A 25,735-nucleotide genomic window follows, 5' to 3' on the forward strand; every position below is an offset into this window, starting at 1 on the left:
CCATAACCTTAATAGCTTCCGGTTAGTGGCAAGAAGCTATTTGGCTGAGAGTGGCCTTAACTCGCGGGTACGACCTCTATTACTCGCAAAAAGTACTCCCAAAATTTCCCCACACTCTCAATATGCACCCGCTCCTCCGGGGAATGCGCCCGGCGGATAGTCGGCCCGAAGGAGACCATATCCCAATGGGGGTAGGGCTTGGCCAGCAGGCCGCATTCGAGGCCGGCGTGGATGACTTTTACTTCCGGCTCTTCGCCGGTCATTTCCTTGTACACATCTTTCATCAGCGCCAGCAGCGGGGACTGCATATTGGGTGTCCAGCCGGGGTAGGCGTTGTCCAGGGAAGTGTGGGCGCCGGCGAGTTCGAAGGCGGCGGCGACGTTGAGGCCGTGCTGGTCGCGGGCGCTGTCGGAGAGGCTGCGTACCAGGCACTGGATGCGGACCTGGTTTTTGCCTTCAGCTTCTTCAGTTACTACCCGGGCCAGGTTGTTGGAGGTGTCGGCGATGCCTTCCAGTGCGGTGCTCATGCGCTCGACGCCGTTGGGGCAGCAGCGGATTGCGCGGATCAGATTCTGCTGGCTGGCCTGGTCCATCACGCTGGTTGGTGTCTCGGCGGCCTCCAGGGCGATTTCCAGTTTGGCTTCGTTGTCCAGTTCGCGAATGATTGCGTGGCATTCGCTGGCGATGGTTCTCTGCAGTTTGAGCGCCAGATCCGCCGGCACGGTGAGGGTGCTGAAGGATTCCCGCGGAATGGCATTGCGCAGGCTGCCGCCGTCCAGGGCGGCGATGCGCAGTTCGGGAATCTCGCGCTGGGCGGTGTCGATAAGGCGGTTGGCGATTTTGTTGGCATTGCCGCGGCCCTTGTCGATATCCAGGCCGGAGTGGCCGCCTCTCAAACCGCGCACGCTCAGTCTGAACGCCTGGTGGTCCGCGGGCACCGGTTCGGCGGAATAGGGCAGTTGTACATTGATGTCCATGCCGCCGGCGCAACCCACATAGAGTTCACCCTCGTCCTCGGTGTCCAGGTTGAGCAGCAGCTCCGCTTCAAAGAGTCCGGGTTGCAGGTTCTTGGCGCCGGTCATTCCGGCTTCCTCGTCGATGGTGAGCAGGGCTTCCAGGGGGCCGTGGGGGGTATCGGTGGATTCCATCAGCGCGAGGATAGCGGCCACGCCGATGCCGTTGTCGGCGCCCAGGGTGGTGCCTTCGGCGGTGACCCATTCGCCGTCGATAGTGGGGCGGATGGGGTCTTTAAGGAAGTCGTGGTCGGTGTCGGCGTTTTTCTGCGGGACCATATCCACGTGGCTTTGCAGGGCGAGGGTCTTGCGGTCTTCCATACCCGGCGTCGCCGGTTTTTTGATGATGATGTTGCCGATCTTGTCCAACTGGACGTCGAGGCTGCGATTTTTGGCGAAGTCGACGATATATTCCACCACCCTTTGTTCGTGTTTGGAGGGGCGGGGGATTTGGCAGAGTCTGGCGAAGTGTTGCCAGAGGGGTTTGGGGCTGAGTTCGGCTATGGAGGACATGGGGTTCCTTCTTTCTGAGTCTGGGTGGCGACTTAGGTTTTTGGCCGGTCCGGGCTTTTGGCTCGGGGGCTTGGAATCATTCTGGTTGTTGCGGGTGGTGGCCCTCTCCCCCGGCCCCTCTCCCGCAAACGGGAGAGGGGAGGAGGAGCGGAGCTGGAGCTCCGCGGTCCCGGGGGGCTTTTATTCGGGTTGTTCGGCTTCTGCCAGGGCCAGGGCGATGCGGCGTTTGTCGACGTCCACGGCGGTGACTTTTACGGTGACCGGCTGCTCCAACTGGTAGGTCTTTTCGTTGCGGGTGAGGACCAGGTGTTTGCCGTCGAATTCCGGCAGGTTCTTCTTGTTGTTGTTCAGGCGTACGAAGCCGTCGATACCGTTGTCGTCCAGGCGCACGCCGAGGCCGGCGCCATTGACCAGGGTGATCCTGCCGCTGAAAGTCTGGCCGACCTTGTTTTGCATAAACTGGCTGTAGAGCCACTGTTCCAGGGCGCGGTTGGCCTGGCGGCCGTTGACCAGGCTCTGTTGCAGGGCCTCGATCTGCTCGTCGCTCAGGGTTTCGGGCTGGCGGTCTTCGGCGGCGGCGCGCAGTATGCGGTGGTTGTGCAGGTCGTTGTATTTGCGGATTGGCGAGGTGACGGTGGCGTAGGCCTCCAGGCCCAGGCCCAGGTGTGGCGCGGCGCTGTTGCTGAGCTGACCGGGGCGCAGCATGCGCTTGAGGACCGCGAGCAGGTTCTGCATCGCCGGTTCCTGATGTGCCTCCAGGTGTTTGACCAGCGCCAGATAGTTTTCCAGCTTGTGCAGGTCCTTCTCCGCGTATTCCGGTAAGGCCTCCTTTAGCAAGCTCTTTACTTCGCCCATGCGCTCGTCGCGGAAGCCCAGGTGCACGGAGAAGCAGCCCCGCCCCAGGGCGGCGAGTTCGCGGCCCATGCAGATATTGGCGGCGAGCATGGCTTCCTCCACCATGCGCTGGGCGACGTTGCGCTCGCGCTTTTCGATGCGCTCGATCTTGCGCTGATCGTTGAGCAGGATTTCGTAGTCGGGGCGATCCTCCATCATCAGCGAGTGGCCCGCGCGGTAGGCCGCCCGCGCCTCGCCCATTGCGGCCAGGCTGCGCAGGCTTTGGTGCTGAGCCTCCGGCGCCGCGCTGTCATCGCCCTCGACAAATCGGCTGACCCGGTCGTAGCTCAGTTTGTGCCGGGAGCGGATGGCGGCGAACTCGTAGCGGCTCTCGCCGAGGGCGCCGTCGCTGTCGATATCGATATGCAGTACCAGCGCCGGGCGCAGTTCGCCCTCCACCAGGGAGAAGAGGTTTTCGCACAGGTCCGGGGGCAGCATGGGCAGGGTTTCACCGGGCAGGTACTGGCTGTGGGCGCGCTTGAAGGCTTCCCGGTCCAGCGGGCTGCCGGCCTCGATCAGGCTGGAGGGGTCGGCCACGGCGATATGCAGGGTCCAACCGCCGTCCCGCTCGGTGACCGCCAGGGCGTCGTCCATATCCAGGGTGGATTCCGCATCGATGGTGGCGAAGCCGATATCCGACAGGTCCCCGCGTTCGGCGGTGAGGGCTTCCAGCTTGCCTTTGATTTCTTCCGCCTGTTTGAGCGCCGCGCCGCTGAACCGCTCCGGCAATTGGTGCTGGGCGACCACGAAGGCGTGCTCGATGCCGGGCATGTCCGCCTTGCCGATCACGCTTTCCACTCGCGCCTGGGCCTTGCCGTCCTTGAACGGATGGCGGTTGACGGCGCAGGCGATAAACTCGCCGGGCTGCGCTTTGCCGCGGGCCTTGGGGGGCAGGAAGATCCAGCGGCTGAGGCCGTTCTGGCTGGGCTGCACGAAGTGGCCCTGGCCGCGCTGGACGTACTGGCCCACCAGGTATTTGAGTCCGGACTCCAGCAGGGCGTCCAGTTCCGCGGCGAGCTTGCCTTTGCCTTCGTCGCTGAGGCTGATGCGCACCCGGTCGCCGGGGAAGACCCGCTCCATTTCCGGCGGCGGCAGGAAGGCCTCGCGGCCGTCGTCCAGTACCACAAAGCCGAATTTGCCGTTGCTGCCGCGCACCCGGCCCTCGGCAAACTCCTTGCTGGAGCGGATATTGGATTTCAGTTGGGAGAGCTGTTTGAGGGCGTCGGCATCGAGCATCGGGGTGGTCCATGGGTCAATTTGGGCGCGGATTCTACCAGAAGCAGGTTATCGGGCCAGTTTCAGTGGCGGCAACAAGTTTCAGTCGATGACTGTAAGGGTCCCGCTGTTTCCATGTGACCCTTTATCCTAAAATTTTGCCTATGACGTTATATTTTAATCGTCCTGCCGGGTTGCTGCGCAAAGTTTGCAAAGCCTATATCCGAATGGTGGATATAATCTTACTTCCGATATAAGCAGAAAGGCTGTGGTTGTTTCCCAGCTGTAGAACCGGCCTCCGGAGAGGAACAGTTAATGAGTATTTTTTCCCATTCCGCCTATGACAAGCACGAACAAGTGGCTTTCTATCAGGACGCCAAAAGCGGACTGAAGGCGATTATCGCGGTGCACAACACCAATCTGGGACCCTCACTGGGCGGTTGCCGCATGTGGCCCTACGCTGACGACGGTGAGGCGTTGAACGACGTGCTGCGCCTGTCCCGCGGCATGACCTACAAGTCCGCCATGGCGGGCCTGAAGCTGGGCGGCGGCAAGTCAGTGATTATAGGCGATCCGCGCAAGGACAAGACCCCGGAACTGCTGCGCGCCATGGGGGATTTTATCAATACCCTGGGCGGGCGCTACATCACCGCGGAGGATTCCGGCACCAGTGTGGCGGATATGGAGATTATCGGCGAGCGCTCCCGCTATGTATCCGGCGTGGTTCACGGTTCCGAGCACGGCGGCGATCCTTCCCCCTCCACGGCCTACGGCGTATTCGTAGGCCTGAAGGCTGCGGCGGAGCACCGCTGGGGTCGCACCGATCTGAACGGCCTGAAAGTGTCCCTGCAGGGCGTGGGCAATGTGGGTTTCCGCCTGGCCCGGCTGCTGAAAGAGGCGGGGGCCGAACTCTATATCACCGATATCTTCCAGGACAATATCGATCGCGCAGTCGATGAGCTGGGGGCCACCGCGGTGGGCGCCGACGAGATCTTCGACCTGGACGCGGACCTCTTCGCCCCCTGCGCCCTGGGTGCGGTGCTCAACGACGACACCATCGCCCGCCTGAAAGTGGGTGCCATCGCCGGCGCCGCCAACAACCAACTGGCGGAGGAGCGCCACGCGGAAGTGCTGCGCGACAGGGGCGTGCTCTACGCGCCGGACTATGTGATCAACGCCGGCGGCATCATCGATGTCTACTTCCAGCAGCAGGGCAGTTACGACCCGGCGCAGGTGCAGGAGCATATCGAGACCATCGGCACCACCCTGCAGGAGGTCTTCCAGCGCGCCGAAGAGAGCGGCGAGACCACCGCCCATGTGGCAGACCGGGTGGCGGAGGAGCGTTTCGGGCACGAGGACGCAGTAAAAAAAACTGACACGGAAGCTGCCTGAATTTTAAGCGGACCGATTTGAGCCGGGTTTGCCGGTGTTTTGGTTGTATAGCTTCTCTCTTAGAGATATTTATTGGGCGCTTCGGCGCCCATTTTTTTTTGTTCGGACAAGGTCTTGGCCCTTGCCAATAGCTGCTTTTTCCCCACACAAATAGATCGATTCCAAATAGATATCCCGGCTTAATATTTCCAGTGCCCCCCTGCGGCAAATCAACTGCGGATTCCCTTGGGCTTTGTCACTGCCGACTCTAGAGTATGCGGGACATTCCAAGGCTCACTGTGAGGTGAACGATGAATCTCTGGAAATCGACGATTGGCGGTATGGCTCTGGCAGCTTTGGTAACAGCGGTACCAACGCAAGTGCTGGCACATGACCACTTCGAGCGTATACATGAACACATGGAAAAGTGGGAGGAAAAGCTCGACCTGAGAAAAGAGCAGAAGGATGAGCTGAAAGCCCTGCGCGATGCCATGAAGGCGGAGCGCAAGACTCTCAAGGAGCAGAACCGGGCCTTGTACAAACAGGTCAAGGAGGCCATAAAGTCCGGCGCGGACCAGGGCACCCTGGATAATCTGGGTGCACAGCTGGGCAAGGTGCAGGTTGCCAAGATGCAGCTGATGGACAAACACTTCAAGGGCTTTGAAAAAGTTCTCGACGAGGAACAAAAAGCCAAGTTCGAGGCGATGAAAGCCGAGAAGAAAAAGCGCTGGGAAGAGAAACACCAAGACATGGATGACGATGATTAGGAATGACTGGAGCGGCACAGGGAAGTGCGGCTGACGGGCAGTCTGTTCCAGCCGGGGCCAGGCTTCGGACTGCGCTAGAGAGAGCCCCTATGTGTACGCGGGCTCTATGGCTCGACAGTGGGCAGGGTGTCATCGTGGGGCGCAACATGGCTGGGAGCGGACCTGGGCCCCAGCCTCTGGTACTGCCCCGGGGGATCGAACGTACCGGTATCGACGGTGGTTCCAACACGCTCACCTGGCGCTCGGACTCTCGGACTACGGCAGCTTGAGTACATCGACGGCGCCTCCAGGGTGATGACCAATTCCCCTTCCTTTGACCAGCAACTGGATCATCTGCGCATGGCTTCGGCGGCAGCGAAGCGGCTGCCGGGCACGCGGAACTCTTCGCCTTCCTGCCCGCCTGAGGCGCCGGTTCTCAGCCTCAGCCGCCGTCCGGGGAACCTCGCACTGGCGTTCCATTGATACCCACTGGTCAATGTCGCTGAGCGCCCGCTGGAAACCAAAAGGGCCCGAAATGGGTCTATAGTGCTTTCATTCCGACAGGTACTTCTCCGTCCGGCGCCACCGGATCGAATTTGAAGGACGAGAACACAGCGAGACAGATAAGCGATATGCCCAGACTTTTCCCCACCTTGTTTATTGTCGTCCTGGCGCTCGGCGCCTGCGGGGAGCGCGACGAGCCCCCACGTGCGCTGACCGTGGATCGGGAGGCGGCGGCCAGCAGCAAGGCGGCGGCGGCCGATAACGCCGCTTATATCCAGCCGCCCAAGCTAGAGATTCCTTTCCACAAGGAGACTCTCGACAACGGCCTGACGGTGATTGTGCACGAGGACCACAAGGCACCGGTGGTGGCGGTCAATATCTGGTACAAGGTGGGGTCCAAGGATGAACAGCCGGGCAAGACCGGTTTTGCGCATTTGTTCGAACACCTGATGTTCAACGGCTCGGAAAATTTTCCCGGAGAATATTTCGAGCCCTTCCAGCGGTCCGGTGCCACCGATATGAATGGCACCACCGATAACGACCGTACCAACTATTTCGAAACCGTGCCGGTAGGGGCGCTGGATATGGCGCTGTGGATGGAGTCCGACCGTATGGGACACTTCAGCGGCGCCATCAGCCAGGAAAAGCTCGACGAACAGCGCGGGGTGGTAAAAAACGAAAAGCGCCAGGGGGAGAACGCCCCCTACGGCAAGGCCATGGACACGATCGCCGAGAGTACCTTTCCGCCCTTCCATCCCTATTCGTGGACGCCTATCGGCTCCATGGAGGACCTGGACCAGGCCAGCCTGGAAGATGTGAAGCAGTGGTTCGCCGAGTACTACCAGCCTGCCAATGCCATCCTGGTGATCGCCGGCGACATCACCGTGGATCAGGCCATGGCCAAGGCGCGACAGTATTTCGGCGCTATTCCCAGCACCTCGGTGCCGCCGCGGTTGAAAAACTGGGAGCTGCCCGTGCAGCCCAACAAGCGCGAAATCCTGTTCGACCAGGTGCCGCAGGCCCGTATCTACAAGGTGTGGAACGTACCGGCCATCGGCAGCAAGGAGGAGGATGCCCTGGGCCTGCTCGCCTCCCTGCTGGCCAACCGCAGGAATTCACTGCTCTACCGCCGCCTGGTGCTCGACGAACAGGTGGCCACCAATGTGAGCTCCTTTTACTACGGGCGCCAGCTCGCGGGCCAGCTGATCGTGGTCGTGGACGTCAAACCCGGGCAGCCACTGGAAAAGGTCGAAGAGCTGCTGAACAAGGAACTGCTGGCGTTCGCGCAAAAGGGGGTGAATGTCGAAGAGTTGCGCCGTATCAAGCAGAGCGAGTTTGCAGAGCTGGTCAAAGGGCTGGAAAAGAACGGCGGCTTTGGCGGCAAGAGCGATATTCTGGCCCGCTCAGAGTTCTACTACGGTGATCCCGGTGCCCTGGTCAACGGATTGCAAAAATATGCCGAAGTCTCGGTCGGCGAGGTACAGGAGATCGCCAATCGCTGGCTGAAAGCCGACAGTTACACGCTGATCATCAAGCCCAAGTCGGAGTACTCGAGCACCTCGCAGGATGTGGATCGCTCCAAACTGCCGGCGGTGGATAAAACCGTGGAGCTGGAACTGCCGCAACAACAGCCATTCGCTCTCGACAACGGTCTCAAAGTGGTACTGGCCGAACGCCATGACACCCCGGCGGTGTTCATGAGCCTCCAGTTCCGCAGCGGCGCCGCCGTGGACGGCGAGAAACCGGGGCTGGCTTCCATCGCCGCGCGCATGTTGAGCGAGGGCGCCGGTGACTACGACAACCTGCAGTTCAGCGCCCGGGAGGAAGAACTGGGTGCGAATATTGCCGCCGGCAGCGGGCTGGACTACAACAGCATCAGCCTCACCGCGCTGAAGAACCAACTGGAGCCCTCCCTGGACTTGCTGGCCGACGTAATCACCAAGCCGCTCTTTGCAGAGGAGAATCTGGACCGGGTGAAGTCCAACCGGCTCGACGCCATCGCCCAGGAAAAAGCGCAGCCCCAAGGGCTGGCCATGCGCACGCTACCGCCGCTATTGTTCGGCGATCAGCATCCTTACGGTTCGCCGTTGACCGGCTCAGGTACCGTGGAAGGGGTCGAGGCCATCGGACGCGATGATCTGGTGGCATTTCACGAAACCTGGGTGCGCCCGGACAACGCCACCCTGATCGTGGTGGGGGATGTGACCCGGAAGGAACTCGAGCCCCTGCTCAATAACGCCTTCTCCGGTTGGAATGCACCGCGTGAATCGCTACCGGAAGTGAATATCCCGGCCGTGGAACGGCCGCAAAAGGCAAGGGTTTACCTGCTGGACCGCCCGGGGGCCCAGCAGAGCTACATAATGGCCGGTTTGGTGATACCCCCCTGGCGGCCTGAAGGTGCCGAGGCCTTCGATGCCATGGCCGATATTGTCGCTGGCAAATTCACCTCGCGAGTGAATATGAATTTGCGCGAGGACAAAAACTGGTCCTACGGCGCCAGGGCGGTGTCCCTGGATACCGTGGGCCAGCGGCCCTACATCCTGTTCGCCCCGGTACAGACCGACAAAACCGCTCCGGCAATGCGGGAACTGCTCAAGGAGTATCGCGATTTCCTGGGTGACCAGCCGGTGCGCAAAGAGGAACTGGCGGATTACCGCGAGGATGAAGTGCTCAAGCAGAGCGCCCGCTTCCAGACCAAGGGGCAGTTGCTCTCCAGTATCGCCTGGCAGGTTGAAAAGGGCCTGCCGCCGGAGTATCTCGCCGAATATCCGCAGCGGGTGGCGGCGCTCACCCAGCCACAGGTGGAGGCGGCAGCCCGGGAATTCCTCGCCCCGGACCAGTTTACCTGGGTGGTAGTGGGGGACCTGGACAAGATCCGGAAAGAGGTGGAGGCGTTGGATATCGGTCCCGTTATAGTGATCGGTGAGCAGTAACGATTGCCCAGGGACGAACACAAAGTTCGTCCCTATGCCCATTCGTCATTCCGGCGCAGGCCGGAATCCAGCGTCGCCGAGCACTCAAGCTCGTGCGCTCGGCCGCTCATTCACCTCGTCGCGCCAGCGCTTCAGATTCGGGTGCTCCTCCGCACCCGGGCGCAGCTCCACCACTTTGCCGAAATCCAGTGAACAAACCATGCCGATATCCGCCACCGAGAAATAATCCCCCACCAGATAGCGGTTCTCCGCCAGGTGGTTGTCCAACACCTGGAAAAACTTCAGGGCTTTTTTGCCGCTCTCCTCGCCGAATTCCGGAAACACTTTCATACGGTCAGCAAAAAAGCCGCTCGTGTGCTGAAAGCACATACCCACGGTGAGCATCACGTTGAAGTCCGCGCGCCGGTTCCACATCTCCACCAGCGCCTTTTCCTTCGGGTCGCGGCCGAACAGCGGCGGCTCCGGGTGCAGTTCCTCGAAGTAGCGTTGGATCGCCACGGATTCGGCGATACAGCTGCCATCTTCCAGCTCCAGCACCGGTACCTTGGCGTTGACATCCTTGCACCGGTACTCTTTGGTGAGATTTTCCCCCTTGGCCAGGTCCACTGGTAAATAGTCCATGTCGATGCCTTTTTCCGCCAGGTACATGCGTATCCGGCGGCAATTGGGTGCGCTGGCGTATTCGTAGATTTTCATCGAGGCTTCCTCTCAGCTCCGCAGATGGGTTAGATTGTGCATCGTTTATAGGTAGATGCTGAAGGCGGGACAATGACAACAAATACCAATCCGACAAACCTTCGCGGGCGTGCGGCCGGCATCCTGCTGGCCCTGTGTGCCGGGCTCTTCGCGACCCAGGCTGTGGCGGAGACGCTGGCGATTTACGCGGGGCAGCTGTTCGACAGCGAGAGCGGCAAGCTGTTGGAAAAGCGCACCGTCCACGTGGAGAACGGGCGCATCGCGTCGGTGCAGAAGGGCTTTGCCAAGCGCGACCGCGAAAAACTGGTGGACTTGCGGAAGTACACGGTGCTGCCGGGCCTGATGGATATGCATACACACCTGGCATTCGAGTTCGGTCCGCGCACATATATGGAGACCTTCACCTGGAATGCGGCGGACTACACCCTGCGCGCTGTGAACACCGCCGGGCGCACCCTCCGGGCCGGCTTCACCACAGTGAGAGACCTGGGTGACAGCGGCAATGTGACCGTGAGCCTGCGCAACGCCATCGAGAAGGGCACCATCGAGGGGCCGCGTATCTTTACCGCGGGCAAATCCATCGCCACCACTGGCGGCCACGCGGATCCGACCAACGGCTATCGCCACAGCCTGATGGGTAGCCCCGGCCCTGCGGAGGGGGTAGTAAACGGTCCGGCCAGTGCCCGCGAAGCGGTGCGCCAGCGCTACAAGGACGGGGCCGACCTGATCAAGATCACCGCCACCGGCGGCGTGCTGAGCGTGGCCAAGAGCGGCCAGAACCCCCAGTTTATGGATGACGAACTGGAGGCGATCGTGGCCACCGCCAGGGATTACGGCTTTACCGTGGCGGTGCACGCGCACGGCAAAGAGGGCATGGAGCGGGCGATCCGCGCCGGTGTGGATTCCATCGAGCACGGCACCTACATGGACGAGGAAACCATGGACCTGATGAAGCGCCACAACACCTGGTATGTGCCCACCCTTCTGGCGGGGGACTGGGTGGCCAAAAAAGCCGCCATCGAAGGTTTCTTTCCGGATCTGGTGCGCCCCAAGGCGGCGAGAATCGGCCCCCTGATCCAGGGAACCTTTGCCGAGGCGCACAGGCGCGGCGTGAAGATCGCCTTCGGCACTGATTCCGGTGTGAGCCGCCACGGCGACAACGCGCAGGAATTTGCGTTGATGGTGCAGGGCGGCATGTCCCCCGCCGATGCCATCCGCAGCGCCACCTGGAACGCGGCCCAGTTGCTCAAGGCCGAGGATGAGCTGGGCAGCATCAGCGAGGGCAAGAGGGCGGACATCATCGCCGTGGCCGGCAATCCGATGGAGGACATCACCGAGCTGCAGCGGGTGCAGTTTGTGATGAAAGACGGCCAGGTATTCAAGCGGCCAGCCGCAAGTGACGGGCTTGTTGTCGGCGAGTGAGGCTTGTTCTTCGCTCCGCCTGTCCCCTGTCGCGCGGATCGTGGAGGCTTCAGTGGGAGATGAGGCACCGCGTTTCACCGTTTTACCAGCAGCTTTCCGGCGGCGAGCAGCCGGCGTATATCGTGATGATCCCGCGGGAAAACTACGCCTTCTTTGCCTTTGGCAAGGCGGTTCACTGGCCGGACTGGTTGAACTGAAGCTGGACGGCGAGTTGCGCGAGCAGACGCTCGACGCCCTGTCGCAGAGTATCGGGAAAGTGCACAGCGAGAGCTGGTCTTATCGAGGGGCGTTGAGTTACTTCCCGGAGGAGTGATCGGCAGCGGTGCCGCGGAGAGGGCGATGCCCGCTCCGCGCACGTCTATTATTTGCCCAGTTCAAACATCAGGTCCAGATTCACTGCCAGTGTGGTTTCCCCCGGCGCTACCGGCGTGGCGGTGTCGGCTTTGGCGGTGGCCATTTCCATACGCATCATCGGGCGGGGCGGGCCGTCGCTGCCGTTTTCGGAAATGCTCAGGATGCGGCGCACCTTCATCCCGAGAGCATCGGCGTAAGTCTCGGCGCGGGCCTGGGCCTGCTTGAGCGCCTTGCGCCGGGCCTCGTCGTACACCGGCTCCGGCTCGCCGATTTCGAAGCTGGGGCCGTGAATCTGATTGGCGCCTTCGGCGGCCATAGCGTCCAGTACCTTGCCCAGGCGACCGATATCGCGCACTTTGATATTGACCGTATTGCTGGCCTGGTAGCCGGTGATCTCGGGCTTCCTGTTCTGGTGATATTGGTAACGCGGTGAGAGGCTGATGCCACTGGTCTGCACATCCTTGTCGGCGATGCCAGCCTTTTTAATCGCGGCCATCAGTCTTTCCATCTCCTCGGCGTTTTTGCGCAGCGCCTTCTCGCTGTCCTCGTCTTCGGTCACCACGCCGGCAGAAATATTGGCCACGTCCGGCACGCGGCTGGCTTCCGCGCGGGAGGAGACGGACAGCAGTATGCCATCCTTGCCGATATCGAAGTTCTCGGCCGCTGCAGCGGTGACTGAGACAAACAGAGTGAAAATTGCGATCAACAGAGTGTTTGACTTCATAGGGATTTCCTTTTGATCAGGTGAGATGCGATTTTCCGTACGAACCCTTAACCGGGAGTGAACATCGCAAAATTTTCCGTAGGCGAATATACAGTGATTGTGCTTCCGGTGCTTTATCAAGAGACAAATACTCGCCGGTAAGTTTCCCCTTCCGGGTGGTAGATGGCAAAGCCCAGGCGCAGCAGCTGTTTGCGTCGGTCGCAGAGTACGCCGCGGGACAACAGCTCTTCCTGCAATTGCTCCGATCGCCCGCTGTCGCCGCAGTCGAAGGTAAAGAAATGGCCGTGGCTGTTTTCCAGGTCATGGTGGATCAAATTCTCGCGGTTCAACAGTGGGTGTCCGGCACTGTCCATGGTGTCGAGGAAGCGCCGCTGGGCGGCCAGTACATAGCGGTGGATCTTTTCCACGGTAATGCCCTCGCGTTCGAACAGCTGGAATATCGCCAGGCCCTTGTACAAGGTGGAGTAGTCCATGGTGGCGCCGGCAAAGCGCAGCCAGTTGTCCGCGTAGGCCACGCGCTCGGCGCGGTTCTCCAGTTCTGCCAGTTCGGCAAACCAGCCGGTATTGAGCGGGCGCAGGCTACAATTGGCGGGAATGCTCATGAAACAGAGCCCCTCGCCGGCGCCCAAGTATTTGTAGGAGCCGGCGGTGTAGAACACCTTGTCGGCCACCGCGGCGAGATCTGAGGGGCGGGCGAAGAAGGCGTGGTAACCGTCGATTGCGAACTCGGTCCGTTCGGGTTTGCGCGCGGCGATCTCCAGCAACCGCGGGAATACCACGCCGGAGTCGAAAAACACCTGGCTGGCGTAGGCCAGTTGATAGTCGCCGCCGTGCAGTTCCTCCTCGAAGCGCTGCGCCAGGGTGGCGTAGGGCTCCTTGGGAATGCGCGTGACCCGGACATTGGGTTCCTCTTCCAGCCGCTGCAGCTGGCGGGCAAAGCTGTAGAATTCGCCATCCGTGGTGAGAATACGCAGCGGCTGGCGCAGCAGGTCGAAGGCGCTGAGCAGGCGGTACACCAACTCGTGGGTATTGGGGGCAATGGCGATACGTTCTGGTGCCGACAGCCCGAGGACGCGGGCGACGGCCTCCTGCCATGCGGGGATTTTCTCTTCGAAGAGAGGGCCCCATTTGTTGTCGGCCAGGGCAGCTGCGTCGCGCCAGTATTGCTGCACCGCTTCCAGGGTCACGTCGGGCCAGTAGTGGTGGGAGTGGCATGCCATATGCAGCGCAGGCTCCCCTCGTTTGGGAGCCTGCAGGAATTGTCGATAATATTTTTGATACATTTCGCGCTGGTGTCCGCGTTGATATGCTTTTATTTTGTCCCGCGATTGTAGTCGCAGAGAAGGAGGAGTTGCAGTGGAATATTTACACACAATGGTACGCGTATCGGACCTGGATGAATCGCTGAAGTTTTATTGCGAAAAGCTGGGGCTGCAGCAGGTCAGCCGCAGCGATCACGATAAAGGGCGCTTCAGCCTGATTTTCCTCGCCGCACCCGGGGATGCGGACAGCGCCCGCGAAAACAAGACCCCCTGCCTGGAATTGACCTACAACTGGGACCCGGAGACCTACACTGGGGGGCGTAACTTCGGCCACCTGGCCTACCGGGTGGATAATATCTACGCAACCTGCCAGCGGCTGATGGACAGCGGCGTCACCATTAACCGGCCGCCCCGCGATGGCCACATGGCTTTCGTGCGCTCGCCGGACGGGATTTCCATCGAGCTGCTGCAAAAGGGCGAGCCCCTGGAGCCGCAGGAGCCCTGGGCCTCGATGGAGAATACCGGCGAGTGGTGAGTTGTCGGCACGATGGATAGAGGCGAACCCGGTGTTCGCCCGAAGAGGCTTGTTTAGAGGTCAGAAGTGAAAAAATCATCCTGCGTGTTGCTGGCCGGCGCCACCGCGGCGAAACGTATTCGCGAGGAGGGGCTCCGCCAGGAGCAGTTCTCCACTTTGGTGGGCGCCTCCGGCGGGCCCAAGTGGCTGGTCATCAGCCAGTTGGACCGGGTGCTGATGGGCGAATTCTTCCGGGACCGGAGTGATCCCATCGTCAGTCTGGGCTCCTCCATCGGTAGTTTCCGCAATATGTGTTACGCGATGGACGACTCCGTGGGCGCCCTGGAGCGGCTGGAGTACGGCTACATCCACCAGACTTATGCCTCGGCCAAGCCCGCGCCGGCAGAGATCACCGCCACCGGGGAGCGGATACTGCGCGAAGTGCTGGGCGGAGAGGGCGCCCGCCAGGTGGCGGAGAACTCTGTCTGGCAAAGCCATTTCGTTGCCGTTCGCGGCCGCGGCCCTCTGGCGAGCGAACGGCGGGCGCTGCTGGCGCCGGCGCTGCTGGCCTCGGCGCTGGCCAACGCGGTGTCGCGGCGCGCCTTGAGTGCCTTCTGGGACCGGGTGGTGTTCCACTCGGGGGAGAGCGCCGGGGTGCGCTTCCAGCATTTGCGCACCATCGACACGCCGCTGTCGGCGGAGAATGTGTGTGCCGCGGTGCTTGCCAGCGGTTCCATTCCCCTGGTGATGACCGGGGTGCAGAATCCGCTGGGCGCGCCGCTGGGCAATTACCGCGACGGCGGTATTACCGATTACCATTTCGACCTGCGTTTCGAGCACCCGCAGGGGCTGGCGTTGTATCCGCACTTCTTTCCCTATATGGTTCCCGGCTGGTTCGACAAGCGCTTTGCCTGGCGCTGGGTGCGGGGCGGGGTCATGCAGAATACCCTGCTGGTGGCGCCGTCGCCGGCGTTTGTCGCCGCCGAGCTGCCCTATGGCAGGATCCCCGACCGCGACGATTTCTACAAGCTCAGCGCGGCGGAGCGGGTAGGCTATTGGACCTCGGTGGTGGAAGCGAGCAAACAGGTGGCGGAAGACTTTTACGAGCTGTGGCAAACCGGCGCCATAGCGGACCAGATGGTCGAAGTCGGTGTCGACGATATACCGCATAAATTGACCAGGATAACGGCTGCATGAGCGAACAGCAGGAATTCAGTGCCCCCCAGGAGGAGTACCGCACCACCCAGGAGCGGGTCTACTACCAGGTGCGCGACGCCATCCTGCGGGGCAAATTCCTGCCCGGCCATCCGGTCACCATTCGCGGCCTGGCCGCGGAGCTGGACTGCAGCCCGATGCCGGTGCGCGAGGCGCTGCGCCGGCTCACTTCTGAGCGTGCCCTGGAGCTGTCCGACACCCGGCGGGTGACCGTTCCCACCATGACCCCGGAAAAGCTCGCCGAGATATGCTCGGCGCGGGTGGCGCTTGAGTGCCAGGCGGCGGAGCAGGCGCTGCCGTTCGTGGAGCCGGAGGCGCTGGAGCAATTGCGCCGGCTGGACGAGCGGGTCACCGCGGCACTGGAGGAGGGAGATATCCAGGAGTATGTCACCGCCAACCTGGAATTCCACTTCACTCTCTACCGCCTGGGGCGGCCACATATCATCCTGTCGCTGATCGAGAGCCTGTGGCTGCAGACGGCGCCGCTACAGCACCTGGTGTTCCAGCGCTTCGGCGTACAGGAGCTGCCGGACCGCCACCGGGACCTGCTGGACGCCATCGCCGCCGGCGACGTGCAGCGGGTGCGCACGGCGATTCGCCAGGATATCGAAGAGGGGCTAGGCTCCATTTCCGCGGAAGAGTTGCTGTAGGCCGGTGTTTAACTACATCCATCTCGCGCTGCACATCCTCGTGCCGGTGGCCATTGCCTGGTTTTTCTTCCGGCCCATCTGGAAGAGGGCGGCGCTGATAATGCTGGCCGCCAACCTGGTGGACCTGGATCATCTGTTGGCAGACCCCATATACGCCCCCGACCGCTGCAGTATCAACTTCCACCCGATGCACAGGATGCTGCCCATCTCACTCTACGGCGCCATGGTGTTCCTGCCCTGGCAGCCGGTGCGCCTGCTGGGTATCGGTCTGATCACCCATATGCTGCTGGATGCGGTGGACTGCGGCCTCTGATCCTGGCCCCTGTTTTCCTGACCATAAGCTGGTTAAGTGGTGGCGCTGCCGCCTGTAGCCACCCGGGAAAAAGCCTCAGCGGTCTGTTTCAGGGGGGCTACCTTTTGGTTCAGAGTGGCAAGCCTTTGCTTCAGAGTAACGACCATCCGTAGGTTCTTATTTATCAGCCCAGGGAGCTACCACCGGCGGCTGACAAAGAAGGCGCCCATGGCGCCGGCCAGCAGCATCGCGCCCAGGCTGATGCTCATATAGAAGGCAACGGGGGCCGCAGCAGTGTGATCGCGCCTCACCAGGGCAAAGCGTCGCAGTTGTCCCTCCTCCCCGACGTCATAATACTCGCCCAGGTACCGGGGTGAATAAACTTGCTTGAAATCCAGCCTGGGAAACAAGGGGTTCTGCTTGAGTTCCTCCCTGAGCATCTTGGCTTTCATGAACTCGGTAAACGTCCGATAGTCAGGCATCTCGGCAAACAGATACGGGGGTTCTCCTTCCTTTGTCAAGCCTTTGGATTCATACAGATAGGTGCTGACCCTGGCGTCTTTGATAACAATGCCGTACGCCGTTAACGCCGAGCCCACCATCAGGGCCAGCAGCCCCACAAGTAGCCACGAGCGCCGGGCCCGTTCACTGCGTTTTTTGTGGCTGACGATAAAGTCACGTACCTGGGCTATGTCCTTCAATTTCTGCAGCTCGGCATCCGTCACTTGCCGGCCGATAGCGGCCATATCGAATTCGTAGGCCTGCATCAGCTTGTCGAAGCTTTCGGGCGAGGGGATGGCCTTGTTATTTTCCAGCTTGGACAGATAGGACTGTTCGATGCCGATCTGGGCAGAGGCCTCAGGCTGAGTCCAGTTTTTCGCCTCCCGCCGGGTTTTGATAAATTCGCCAAACGTCATGGGTATATCCTTTTATCTGTTTGAAAATCAAACGAATTCTTTTGTATTCATGCCGGGAAAGCGAGATGAATATCAGGCCATATAAAGGAATTTCCAGATTTTGGCCGGGTGATGCAATCCTTTTTCCGGTTCCACGGTCATCATCACCTGGTTGCGACCGGCGTCCTTGGCCGGAACAGGGCCAGGTCGGCAGGCGGCATGGCGGGAATCTCCTATTTGCGTATTCCGCTCGGCCACACTAAAATGTGATCACAAATTCGAGGGCCGGGATCGCTATCGTCCCGGCCGGCACAGTCGGGAGCGAGATGATGAACAAGAGTCAACTGCAACAGCACGACCGCGAGCACCTGCTGCACCCCTTCACCGATTTCAGCGACCTGGGCAGGCAGGGTACCCGGGTGATCACCGGCGCCGAAGGGGCTTATATCACCGATATCGACGGCCACCGGATGCTCGACGGCATGTCCGGCCTCTGGTGTTGCAACCTGGGCTACAGCCGCCGGGAGATCAGCGATGCCATCTATGAACAGCTGAACACGCTGCCCTTCTACAACAGCTTCTTCCAGTGCACCACTATCCCCTCCATCGAGCTGGCAGACGCCCTCGCGGAGGTGAGCCCGCCGCATATGAACAACGTGTTTTTCACCGGCTCCGGCAGTGAGGCCAACGACACCAACCTGCGGATTATCCGCCGCTACTGGGACCTGAAAGAGCAGCCGGAGAAGCGCATCATCATCTCCCGCAAGAATGCCTACCACGGCTCCACCATCGGCGGCGCCAGCCTCGGTGGCATGAGCGGCATGCGCAAGCAATTCCAGCCGCTGGACTATATCGAGCATATCCAGCAGCCCTACTGGTTCGGTGAGGGCGGCGACATGTCCCCGGAGGAGTTCGGCATCCACGCCGCCCGCTGCCTGGACGAGAAAATCCAGGAACTGGGCCCGGAGAATGTGGCGGCGTTTATCGCCGAGCCGATCCAGGGCGCCGGTGGCGTGGTCATCCCGCCGGAAACCTACTGGCCGGAAGTGAAAAAGATACTGGACCAGTACGATATCCTGTTGGTGATGGACGAGGTGATCTTCGGCTTCGGCCGCACCGGTGAGTGGTTCGGCGCCGACTATTACGGCATGCAGCCGGACCTGATGACTTTCGCCAAGGCGGTGACCAATGGCTACTTCCCTTTGGGTGGCACCATGGTCGGCGATCGGGTGGCGGAGGTGATCAAGGCCAAGGGCGGCGAGTTCACCCACGGCTACACTTATTCCGCGCACCCGGCGGCCTGCATGGCCGGCCTGACGACGATCAATATCCTGCGCAACGAGAAAATCATCGACAATGTGCGCGACGTCACAGCCCCCTACCTGGCCAAGCGCTGGGCGGAACTGGCGGACCACCCGATCGTGGGCGAGGCGCGCAGCCTGGGCCTGGTAGGCGCCCTGGAACTGGTGAAGGACAAGGCCAGCCGCGCACGCTTTGATGACAAGTGCACCGCCGGCGGTGTCTGCCGCGACCAGAGCATCAGGAATGGCCTGGTGATGCGCGCCACCGGCGATACCATGATCATCGCGCCGCCGCTGATTCTCACCACCGGGCAGGTGGACGAACTGGTGGACAAGGCGCACCGGGCGCTGGACGACACCGCTAAGGCGTTGGCGTAATATTCCCGGGTCCGCGGAACTCCAGCTCAGCCCGGGTAGGAGCGGCCCATGGCCGCGATCGTGACATCCAATATTCACGGCGATTTACTACGGGACCCCAAATCAACTCAACCGGGCCCCGGGACTCTGAAAAGGATACCGAGGCCTGAAGCGAAGGCCCTGCTGCCGGGGACCGTCCGTGAAACATTTGCCGATGAGGCTGTTGAGCGACGGTCCCAGGCAGCAGGGCCGCCACGGACCTGGCTTACACCCACCCAGGCCTCCCGAAAACCAAAGGCAATGTATGTCCAAGGAAAAAAAATTCGCGCCGCCTTCGGAAATACTGCAGGAATCCGAAACATTCCTGCGCGAGCACCCCGACCTCAAGTGGATCGAGGGCTTTATTTTCGATATCAACGGCATTCCCCGCGGCAAATGGCTGCCGGCGGACGCGGCGCGCAAGCTGTTGAAGGGCGGCCTGCAGATGCCGCGCAGCGCGGTCAGCCTGGATGTGTGGGGGCGGGATATCGAAAACAGTCCGCTGGTCTTTGCCAGCGGCGACGCCGATGGCGTCTGTATGCCGGTATCGCCCATTTCCCTGGCGCCCTGGCACCGGGAGGAGACGGCGCAGCTGCACATGCAGCTGCGCGAGGCGGACGGTTCCCCGCTCTATGCCGACCCCCGCGCACAATTGCAGCGGGTGGTGGCGCGGCTCAAGGAGTTGGGCTATACCGCGGTGGCGGCCACCGAGCTGGAATTTTACCTACTGCGCGAGGAAGCGGATCACCTGGCGCGGCCGCGCCCGGTGAGCGACAACGACACCGAGCTGGTGCCCTCCACGGATGTCTACGACCTCTCCGAACTGGATGCCCAACGGCATTTCTTCGCCGACGTGCGAGCCGCCTGCGGGTCGCAGGGCATTCCCGCGGACTCGATTCTCTCCGAGTGCGCGCCCGGGCAGTTCGAGATCAACCTGCTGCACAGTGCCGATCCGGTTAAAGTCGCCGACCAGACACTGCTGTTCAAGCGCCTGCTCAAGGGTGTGGCGCGCAGCCACGGCTACCGCGTGAGTACCATGGCCAAACCGTTTGGGGACCAGGCGGGCAACGGCATGCACGTGCACCTGAGCCTGCTCGACGAAAACGGCAAAAATGTTTTCGACGATGGCAGCGACGCCGGTTCCGAACTGCTGCGCCAAGCCATTGCCGGCATGCTGGCCACCGCTAACGATTCCATGGCCCTGTTCGCGCCCCATGCCAATTCCTACCGCCGGTTCCAGGAAAGCTCCCACGCGCCGCTGAATCTGTGCTGGGGCTACGACAACCGCACCACCACATTGCGGGTGCCCGCCAGTAGCCCGGACGCGCGACGTATCGAGCACCGCATTGCCGGTGCCGACGTAAATCCCTACCTGGTGCTGGCCGCGATTCTCACCGGGGCCTGTTACGGCCTGGAAAATACACTGCAAGCACCTGCGCCGGTGGAGGGCGATGCCTATCAGGTGGAGAGCGAACAATTGATCAATACCTGGGGTGCCGCGCTCCAGCGCTTCGAGCACAGCGAGCTGTGGCAGGAGTATCTGGACCCCCGGTTCGTGGAGATCTTCGTATTGCTGAAGCGCCAGGAGATAGCTGAAATCGGCGCCCGCATCACCGATGTGGAATACCAGAGCTACCTGCACCGTGTCTGAAGGAAGACGTCATTTTTCACGCGGGAAAAAAGGCTGGGGCGACAACCGCCGAGGTTGCCAGTGAAGCTCTGCTATACCTAAAGCTAAGCGCACCGTGCGCTTATGACTCTCCTCCTGAAAGTGTGTTCGAGAAACCTGGCCCGCCTTTTGGCGGGCATTTTTTTCGGATTCTTCCTGCGGAATTTCCCTCCTCATAACGCACCAGCCGTGGACCGCTGTGCCCTTCAGGCTGAAAAACCCTGCCTATAATGGAGAGAACCGCAACCGCGACGAAGGAACTATTCAGAATTAAAAGGGGTTACCTCATGATGAGATTGAAGTTCCTTCTCGTCTGTGTGGCCGCTGCGGCCTGTGCCGGCCTCGCCGCCCAGGCGACACTTGCAGACTACAAAGGAGGCGACATTATCATCCGCGGTGGTGCCTCCTTTGTGGAGCCGGACGACGACCAGATTATCTCCCGCAGAATCCCCTTTGTGGTCGAGGAGGACGTTGAGGACGATCCGGCGACCGTGAATGTACTTGGGACAGTCGACGTGGACCTGGACGACGATACCACCTGGTTCATCAGCGGTGTCTGGCTGTTCCGGGATCACTGGGGCCTGGAGCTGCATCACGTCAACGATGCCAGCCACGAAGCGGACCTGGATACTTTTGCCATCGCCGGTGGTTCCGTCGTTGGGGTGGCGAGAGTGGGGTTGGGTGATTTCGACACCTATGTCACCAGCCTGTTTATCAACTGGTATCCTCTCAATCCCAGCTGCCTGATCCAGCCCTATGTGGGCCTCGGGGTGAACTACACTGACATCGACCGCGACCCCGATTTCAAGCAGGTGCGCACGGTGTTTGGCAGCGGAGCCACCTTTGCCAACGGTGTCCTGAACCTGGGCAGTGATTTCGGCGGGGCTGCCCAAGTGGGCGTGGATTTCGTACTGGGGTACGACAGCAACTGGATCGTCAACGCCTCCGCCATCTACGCGGATTCCGAGCCGGGCCTGGAGCTGGGCTACGGTCTGCCGGTCACCGGACTGCCCGCACCTTTCCCCGCCTCGACGATAGCGCCGGTTCATATAAGCGATGATTTCGATTACAGCCCCTGGATGTTGAACCTGGGCGTGGGCTATAAATTCAGCTTCTGACTCCCGGGGGTGTGGTAGCGGGTTGCAGGCCCGCAGAGATCGGTGACTGCGGGTTTGATGATCGATACCGGGCACCGGTGCCCGCCCTCACATCGCGAACCAATTCTCCCTGGCAGTCATTTTAACGAGCGTGTATTCTTCGCCCGTCGGCACGGCCGCAGTCATTTCGAATAACAATCCGGGAATGTTATGACCGCCTTGGAGAATTTTGCAGACGGTCCTGGTGCACTGTCGAGACAGTCCACTGGAGCTGTGCCGCCACGGCCGCTCAAAATCTGCCTGCTGGGCTACCGCAGCCATCCCCACTGTGGCGGGCAGGGCGTTTACCTGTATTACCTGAGCAAAGCGTTGGTGGATGCCGGCCACGCAGTGGATGTGATCTCCGGCCAACCCTACCCGGAACTGGACCCACGGGTGCGGCTGATCAAAATGCCGGGCCTCAACCTGTTCGAAGAGAAAAATCCCACGCGCGCCCTGCGCCTTCGCCATCTGCTCTCGTGGACGGACTTTTTCGAGTGGTGGAGTAAACTCAGCGGCGGTTTCGCCGAGCCCTACACCTTTGGCCGGCGCGCGGCCAGGTACCTGCGCAGGCATGGCCGCCACTACGACATAGTGCATGACAACCAGTCCCTGTGTTACGGGTTGTTGCAGATCGAGCGGGATGGCCTGCCGGTGGTGGCCACCATCCACCACCCGATTACCCGCGACCGCCAACTGGCCCTGGATGCGGCGCCCGACTGGTGCTACCGCCTGCTGGTGCGCCGTTGGCACAACTTCCTGCGGATGCAGATCCGGGTTTCCCGCCGCCTGCGGCATATCGTGACGGTCTCCGAACAGTCGCAGCGGGATATCGTCGAGCAGTTCGGAGTGGCGCCGGACCAGATCCGGTTGATCTACAATGGTATCGATACGGATATTTTTCGTCCCCAGTCCGATATCTCGCGCGCGCCACAGCGCATCATGACCACCGCCTCCGCCGACCAGCCCCTGAAGGGGCTGCGCTTTCTGCTGCACGCGCTGGCGGCATTGCGGAAAAAATATCCCGAACTGGAACTGCTGGTGGTGGGAAGGCTGCAGGAGGGCGGCGCCACGGAGCAACTGTTGAACGAATTGCAGCTGCAAACTGTCGTGCGGTTTGTTTCCGGTATTTCCAACCAGCAGATGGTGGACTACTACGCGAGTGCCTCGGTGGTGGTGTGCCCTTCGCTCTACGAAGGTTTTGGGCTGCCGGCCGGGGAAGCCATGGCCTGCGGGACGCCGGTGATTTCGAGCGACGGTGGCGCGCTGCCGGAAGTGGTGGGCGACGCGGGCATGGTGGTGCCTGCTGGTGACAGCGATGCATTGGCAAGAGCCCTGGACCGCCTGCTCGCCGACGCCTCCCTGCGCGAAACCCTGGGACAGAAGGGCAGGGAGCGCATCGAGCAGCACTTTTCCTGGCGCCTGGCCGCTGAACATCTGGTGCACTACTACCTGGAAATTCTCGGACGCGAAGTGCCGGGCCGGCACCCGTCCGCGGAGTTGCCCCTGCGCAAGGCGCGGGAAAATGGCGGCCGCGGTGCGGAGGCCGCCTGATGATCACTGTCGATCCGAAGAGACTCAACCTGCGGCCGGGACAGAGAGTGCTCGACCTCGGCTGCGGCGAGGGGCGTCACGCGATTCACCTGCTGGTTTCCGAACCGGTGAAGGTGGTGGGCGTCGACCTGAAATTCGCCGACGTGCAGACTGCACGCGAGCGCGTACAGCCATTTGTGGTGGGCACCCAGGTACCCGGAAGCCTGCTGCTCGGCGTGGCCAACGGCCTCCAGCTGCCATTTGCAGACAACAGCTTCGATGTGGTGATCTGCTCCGAAGTGCTGGAGCATATCGAGGACTACACCGGGGTACTGGCGGAAATCGACCGGGTGTTGAAACCCGGGGGACTGTTCGCGGCGAGTGTGCCGACGTATTTTCCCGAATGGGTCTGCTGGCGTTTGAGCGATGAATATCATCAGGTGGAGGGTGGGCATATCCGTATCTTTCGCGAGCGGGAGCTGCGCCGCAGCATCGAAAAGCTGGGGCACCTCTGCTTTGCCCGCCACAAGGCCCACGCGTTGCACACTCCCTATTGGTGGCTCAAGTGTCTCCTGTGGCACAGGCCGGAATCCCGACTGCTGGCCGTCTATCACCGCCTGCTGGTCTGGGATCTGATGCAGAAACCTCGGCTTACGCGGCTGCTGGAAAAACTACTCGATCCGCTGCTGGGAAAAAGTATCGTCCTGTATTTTGTCAAATCGCCGCAGCCGATCAGGTCATTGCCGGAACAGGAAGCTCCGGCATTGGCCGTGGAGTCCGCCGCATGACCGAGTTCGCCGTGCCCGCGAAGCCCGCTGAACTTTTTCCGGCGGATTTTTTACACCGCAGTGCCGGCTATATTCTCTCGCAGCAGCAGGCGGACGGCTGTATCCCCTGGTTCCGTGGCGGCCACGCTGACCCGTGGGACCACGTGGAGGCGGCCATGGGACTGAGCGTGGCCGGCGAGTACGCCGCGGCGGAAAAGGCCTATGCCTGGCTGGCGGAGAGGCAACTGACGGACGGCAGCTGGTGGGCGGCCTACAAGGATGGCGGGATACACAATCGCGAGCGGCGCGAAAGCAATTTCGTCGCCTATATCGCCACTGGCGTCTGGCACCACTACCTGGTTACCGGCGACAAAAATTTTCTGCGTGCCTACTGGCCCACCGTGGAGCGGGCGCTGGAATTTGTACTGGACCTGCAGACGGAACACGGCGATATCCACTGGGCGGTGGATACCGATGGACGACCCGAAGAGGATGCGTTGATTACCGGCTGTTCCTCCATCTACAAGAGTCTGGAGTGCGGTATCAATATCGCCCGCAGTCTCGGCTGCGGCCGGCCGCGCTGGGAGGGGGGGAGGGAAAAGCTCGGGGAGGCGTTGAGGACGAAGCCGCAGCGTTTCGACCGCACCTGGGAGAGCAAGGCGCGCTTCTCCATGGACTGGTTTTATCCGGTGCTCGCCGGTGTGTTTTCCGGAGCCGCGGCGCGGACGCGTTTGCAGGGCAAATGGGATGAATTTGTGGTGGCGGGATTGGGTTGCCGCTGCGTCAACGACGAACCCTGGGTAACCGTGGCGGAATCCTGCGAATTGACCATGGCACTGCTGGCGGCGGGCGAAGCCGGCCGCGCGGCAAAACTTTACCGCGGTCTGCACCGCTGGAGAGATGGCGACGGCGGCTACTGGACCGGCTATGTTTACCGGGACAGCGCCATCTGGCCGGAGGAGAAAACCACCTGGACGGTAGGGGCTATGCTGCTGGCGGCCGATGCACTCGCCGGCCTGACGCCCGCCAGCGGGTTGTTTACTTCGGTGAAGTTGTTGTCAGACCCGACGCAGGATACCGAGGGTGTCGACGGTCTCCACCAACTCGAACTGGGCGGAAGCCAGCGCTAGATTGTAGATCTCGTAGGGCGCCTGGCCGCCGTCGGCGGGGTCTGGAAAGATATCGTGAATCGCCAGGTAGCCGCCCGGGACGATATGGCGCGCCCAGCAGCGGTAGTCGGTCATCGCCGCCTCCCGCGAATGGCCGCCGTCGATAAATACCAGACCGAGGGGCGTGTTCCATCGTCTTGCGACCACTGAAGATGGGGCGACTACTGGAACCACCCAGTCCTCCAGCTGCGCCGCGCGAATATTGGTGCGAAAGGTTCGGAAGCTGTCCATTAATTGGATGTCTTCGTCGAAGAGTTCCGGGTCGTGGTACTCCTCGCCCGGCTGGTGTTCCTCGGAGCCGCGGTGATGGTCCACCGCATAGAGCACACCGTCCACCAGTTTGCAGGCGGAAGCCAGGTATACCGTGGATTTTCCGCAGTAGCTGCCCACCTCCAGGCAGGCACCCAGGCCGCAGGCCTCCACGGCCAGGTGGTGCAGCGCTTCCCCCTCGCTGGCGGCGAGAAAACCTTTGACGGTGTGAATATCGATGGGTAGCTCGAGGGACATGAAAATACCACTGGCGCTTTTTCAAGTGCCCGAACAGTAAACC

Annotated in this window: 22 protein-coding genes; 15 read left to right on the forward strand and 7 right to left on the reverse strand. The window is 61.4% G+C overall.

Going from position 1 to position 25,735, the window contains the following annotated elements:
* Window positions 1-56: 56 nt before the first annotated feature.
* Window positions 57-1,526 carry an aminoacyl-histidine dipeptidase gene (locus FHS09_RS05705; RefSeq protein WP_183457639.1) on the reverse strand — a complete coding sequence of 490 codons (1,470 nt, stop codon included), beginning with the start codon at window positions 1,524-1,526 and terminating at the stop codon, window positions 57-59.
* 180 nt (window positions 1,527-1,706) lie between these two features.
* On the reverse strand, window positions 1,707-3,656 hold the full coding sequence (locus FHS09_RS05710; RefSeq protein ID WP_183457641.1) for a VacB/RNase II family 3'-5' exoribonuclease: 1,950 nt from the start codon (window positions 3,654-3,656) through the stop codon (window positions 1,707-1,709).
* A 294-nt stretch (window positions 3,657-3,950) separates the two neighbouring features.
* On the opposite strand from FHS09_RS05710, the gene FHS09_RS05715 reads away from it, so the two are divergent.
* The 3 genes from FHS09_RS05715 to FHS09_RS05725 all read left to right on the forward strand — a co-directional run bounded on the left by FHS09_RS05715 (window position 3,951) and on the right by FHS09_RS05725 (window position 9,189).
* Window positions 3,951-5,027 carry a Glu/Leu/Phe/Val dehydrogenase dimerization domain-containing protein gene (locus FHS09_RS05715; RefSeq protein ID WP_183457643.1) on the forward strand — a complete coding sequence of 359 codons (1,077 nt, stop codon included), beginning with the start codon at window positions 3,951-3,953 and terminating at the stop codon, window positions 5,025-5,027.
* Between the two features lie 290 nt (window positions 5,028-5,317).
* Complete coding sequence (locus FHS09_RS05720) at window positions 5,318-5,773, forward strand: Spy/CpxP family protein refolding chaperone (RefSeq protein WP_183457645.1); 456 nt, start codon at window positions 5,318-5,320, stop codon at window positions 5,771-5,773.
* Window positions 5,774-6,384: 611 nt separating this feature from the next.
* The gene (locus FHS09_RS05725) at window positions 6,385-9,189 is read left to right on the forward strand and encodes a M16 family metallopeptidase (protein ID WP_183457647.1); all 2,805 of its coding nucleotides are present in this window, start codon (window positions 6,385-6,387) and stop codon (window positions 9,187-9,189) included.
* Between the two features lie 84 nt (window positions 9,190-9,273).
* Here FHS09_RS05725 and FHS09_RS05730 read toward each other — a convergent pair whose 3' ends face one another.
* Window positions 9,274-9,885, reverse strand: coding sequence for a glutathione S-transferase family protein (locus FHS09_RS05730; RefSeq protein ID WP_183457649.1), 612 nt, complete (start codon window positions 9,883-9,885; stop codon window positions 9,274-9,276).
* 72 nt (window positions 9,886-9,957) lie between these two features.
* Between FHS09_RS05730 and FHS09_RS05735 the strand changes: the two genes are divergently transcribed.
* Both FHS09_RS05735 and FHS09_RS05740 read left to right on the forward strand, forming a co-directional pair.
* On the forward strand, window positions 9,958-11,307 hold the full coding sequence (locus FHS09_RS05735) for a metal-dependent hydrolase family protein (protein ID WP_183457651.1): 1,350 nt from the start codon (window positions 9,958-9,960) through the stop codon (window positions 11,305-11,307).
* A 59-nt stretch (window positions 11,308-11,366) separates the two neighbouring features.
* Entirely contained in the window at window positions 11,367-11,504 is a 138-nt protein-coding gene (locus FHS09_RS05740; protein WP_183457653.1) for a hypothetical protein, read from the forward strand.
* A 164-nt stretch (window positions 11,505-11,668) separates the two neighbouring features.
* Here FHS09_RS05740 and FHS09_RS05745 read toward each other — a convergent pair whose 3' ends face one another.
* Window positions 11,669-12,385 carry an SIMPL domain-containing protein gene (locus FHS09_RS05745; RefSeq protein ID WP_183457655.1) on the reverse strand — a complete coding sequence of 239 codons (717 nt, stop codon included), beginning with the start codon at window positions 12,383-12,385 and terminating at the stop codon, window positions 11,669-11,671.
* Window positions 12,386-12,501: 116 nt separating this feature from the next.
* Window positions 12,502-13,605, reverse strand: a complete 1,104-nt coding sequence (locus FHS09_RS05750; RefSeq protein WP_246394572.1) for an aminotransferase class V-fold PLP-dependent enzyme — start codon at window positions 13,603-13,605, stop codon at window positions 12,502-12,504.
* Window positions 13,606-13,741: 136 nt separating this feature from the next.
* Here FHS09_RS05750 and FHS09_RS05755 point away from each other — a divergent pair, with 136 nt between their 5' ends.
* From FHS09_RS05755 to FHS09_RS05770, 4 genes are all read left to right on the forward strand, one after another.
* Window positions 13,742-14,182 (forward strand): VOC family protein, encoded by a 441-nt coding sequence (locus FHS09_RS05755; protein ID WP_183457659.1) that lies wholly within the window; start codon window positions 13,742-13,744, stop codon window positions 14,180-14,182.
* 66 nt (window positions 14,183-14,248) lie between these two features.
* Window positions 14,249-15,358, forward strand: coding sequence for a hypothetical protein (locus FHS09_RS05760; protein WP_183457661.1), 1,110 nt, complete (start codon window positions 14,249-14,251; stop codon window positions 15,356-15,358).
* Window positions 15,355-16,026, forward strand: a complete 672-nt coding sequence (locus FHS09_RS05765; RefSeq protein ID WP_183457663.1) for a GntR family transcriptional regulator — start codon at window positions 15,355-15,357, stop codon at window positions 16,024-16,026. Before FHS09_RS05760 ends, FHS09_RS05765 begins: the two co-directional genes overlap by 4 nt.
* Window positions 16,027-16,030: 4 nt before the next feature.
* Window positions 16,031-16,339: a DUF6122 family protein gene (locus FHS09_RS05770; RefSeq protein ID WP_183457664.1), complete on the forward strand. Its 309-nt coding sequence runs from the start codon at window positions 16,031-16,033 to the stop codon at window positions 16,337-16,339.
* Window positions 16,340-16,515: 176 nt separating this feature from the next.
* Here FHS09_RS05770 and FHS09_RS05775 read toward each other — a convergent pair whose 3' ends face one another.
* Entirely contained in the window at window positions 16,516-17,235 is a 720-nt protein-coding gene (locus FHS09_RS05775; RefSeq protein WP_183457666.1) for a helix-turn-helix domain-containing protein, read from the reverse strand.
* A 308-nt stretch (window positions 17,236-17,543) separates the two neighbouring features.
* Between FHS09_RS05775 and FHS09_RS05780 the strand changes: the two genes are divergently transcribed.
* The 6 genes from FHS09_RS05780 to FHS09_RS05805 all read left to right on the forward strand — a co-directional run bounded on the left by FHS09_RS05780 (window position 17,544) and on the right by FHS09_RS05805 (window position 25,146).
* Window positions 17,544-18,893, forward strand: coding sequence for an aspartate aminotransferase family protein (locus FHS09_RS05780; protein WP_183457668.1), 1,350 nt, complete (start codon window positions 17,544-17,546; stop codon window positions 18,891-18,893).
* 283 nt (window positions 18,894-19,176) lie between these two features.
* Window positions 19,177-20,562, forward strand: a complete 1,386-nt coding sequence (locus FHS09_RS05785; protein WP_183457670.1) for a glutamine synthetase family protein — start codon at window positions 19,177-19,179, stop codon at window positions 20,560-20,562.
* A gap of 305 nt (window positions 20,563-20,867) precedes the next feature.
* Entirely contained in the window at window positions 20,868-21,698 is an 831-nt protein-coding gene (locus tag FHS09_RS05790; protein ID WP_183457672.1) for an OmpW/AlkL family protein, read from the forward strand.
* Between the two features lie 189 nt (window positions 21,699-21,887).
* The gene (locus tag FHS09_RS05795; RefSeq protein WP_183457674.1) at window positions 21,888-23,270 is read left to right on the forward strand and encodes a glycosyltransferase family 4 protein; all 1,383 of its coding nucleotides are present in this window, start codon (window positions 21,888-21,890) and stop codon (window positions 23,268-23,270) included.
* Window positions 23,270-24,037: a class I SAM-dependent methyltransferase gene (locus FHS09_RS05800; protein WP_183457676.1), complete on the forward strand. Its 768-nt coding sequence runs from the start codon at window positions 23,270-23,272 to the stop codon at window positions 24,035-24,037. The genes FHS09_RS05795 and FHS09_RS05800 overlap by 1 nt, the downstream gene beginning before the upstream one ends.
* A complete protein-coding gene (locus FHS09_RS05805; RefSeq protein ID WP_183457678.1) occupies window positions 24,034-25,146 on the forward strand; it encodes a prenyltransferase in 1,113 nt (370 codons plus the stop codon). Before FHS09_RS05800 ends, FHS09_RS05805 begins: the two co-directional genes overlap by 4 nt.
* Here FHS09_RS05805 and FHS09_RS05810 read toward each other — a convergent pair.
* Window positions 25,075-25,692, reverse strand: coding sequence for a class I SAM-dependent methyltransferase (locus FHS09_RS05810; protein WP_183457680.1), 618 nt, complete (start codon window positions 25,690-25,692; stop codon window positions 25,075-25,077). The genes FHS09_RS05805 and FHS09_RS05810 overlap by 72 nt on opposite strands.
* Between the last annotated feature and the right edge of the window lie 43 nt (window positions 25,693-25,735).

Source organism: Microbulbifer rhizosphaerae, assembly GCF_014191725.1.
Lineage (GTDB): Bacteria > Pseudomonadota > Gammaproteobacteria > Pseudomonadales > Cellvibrionaceae > Microbulbifer > Microbulbifer rhizosphaerae.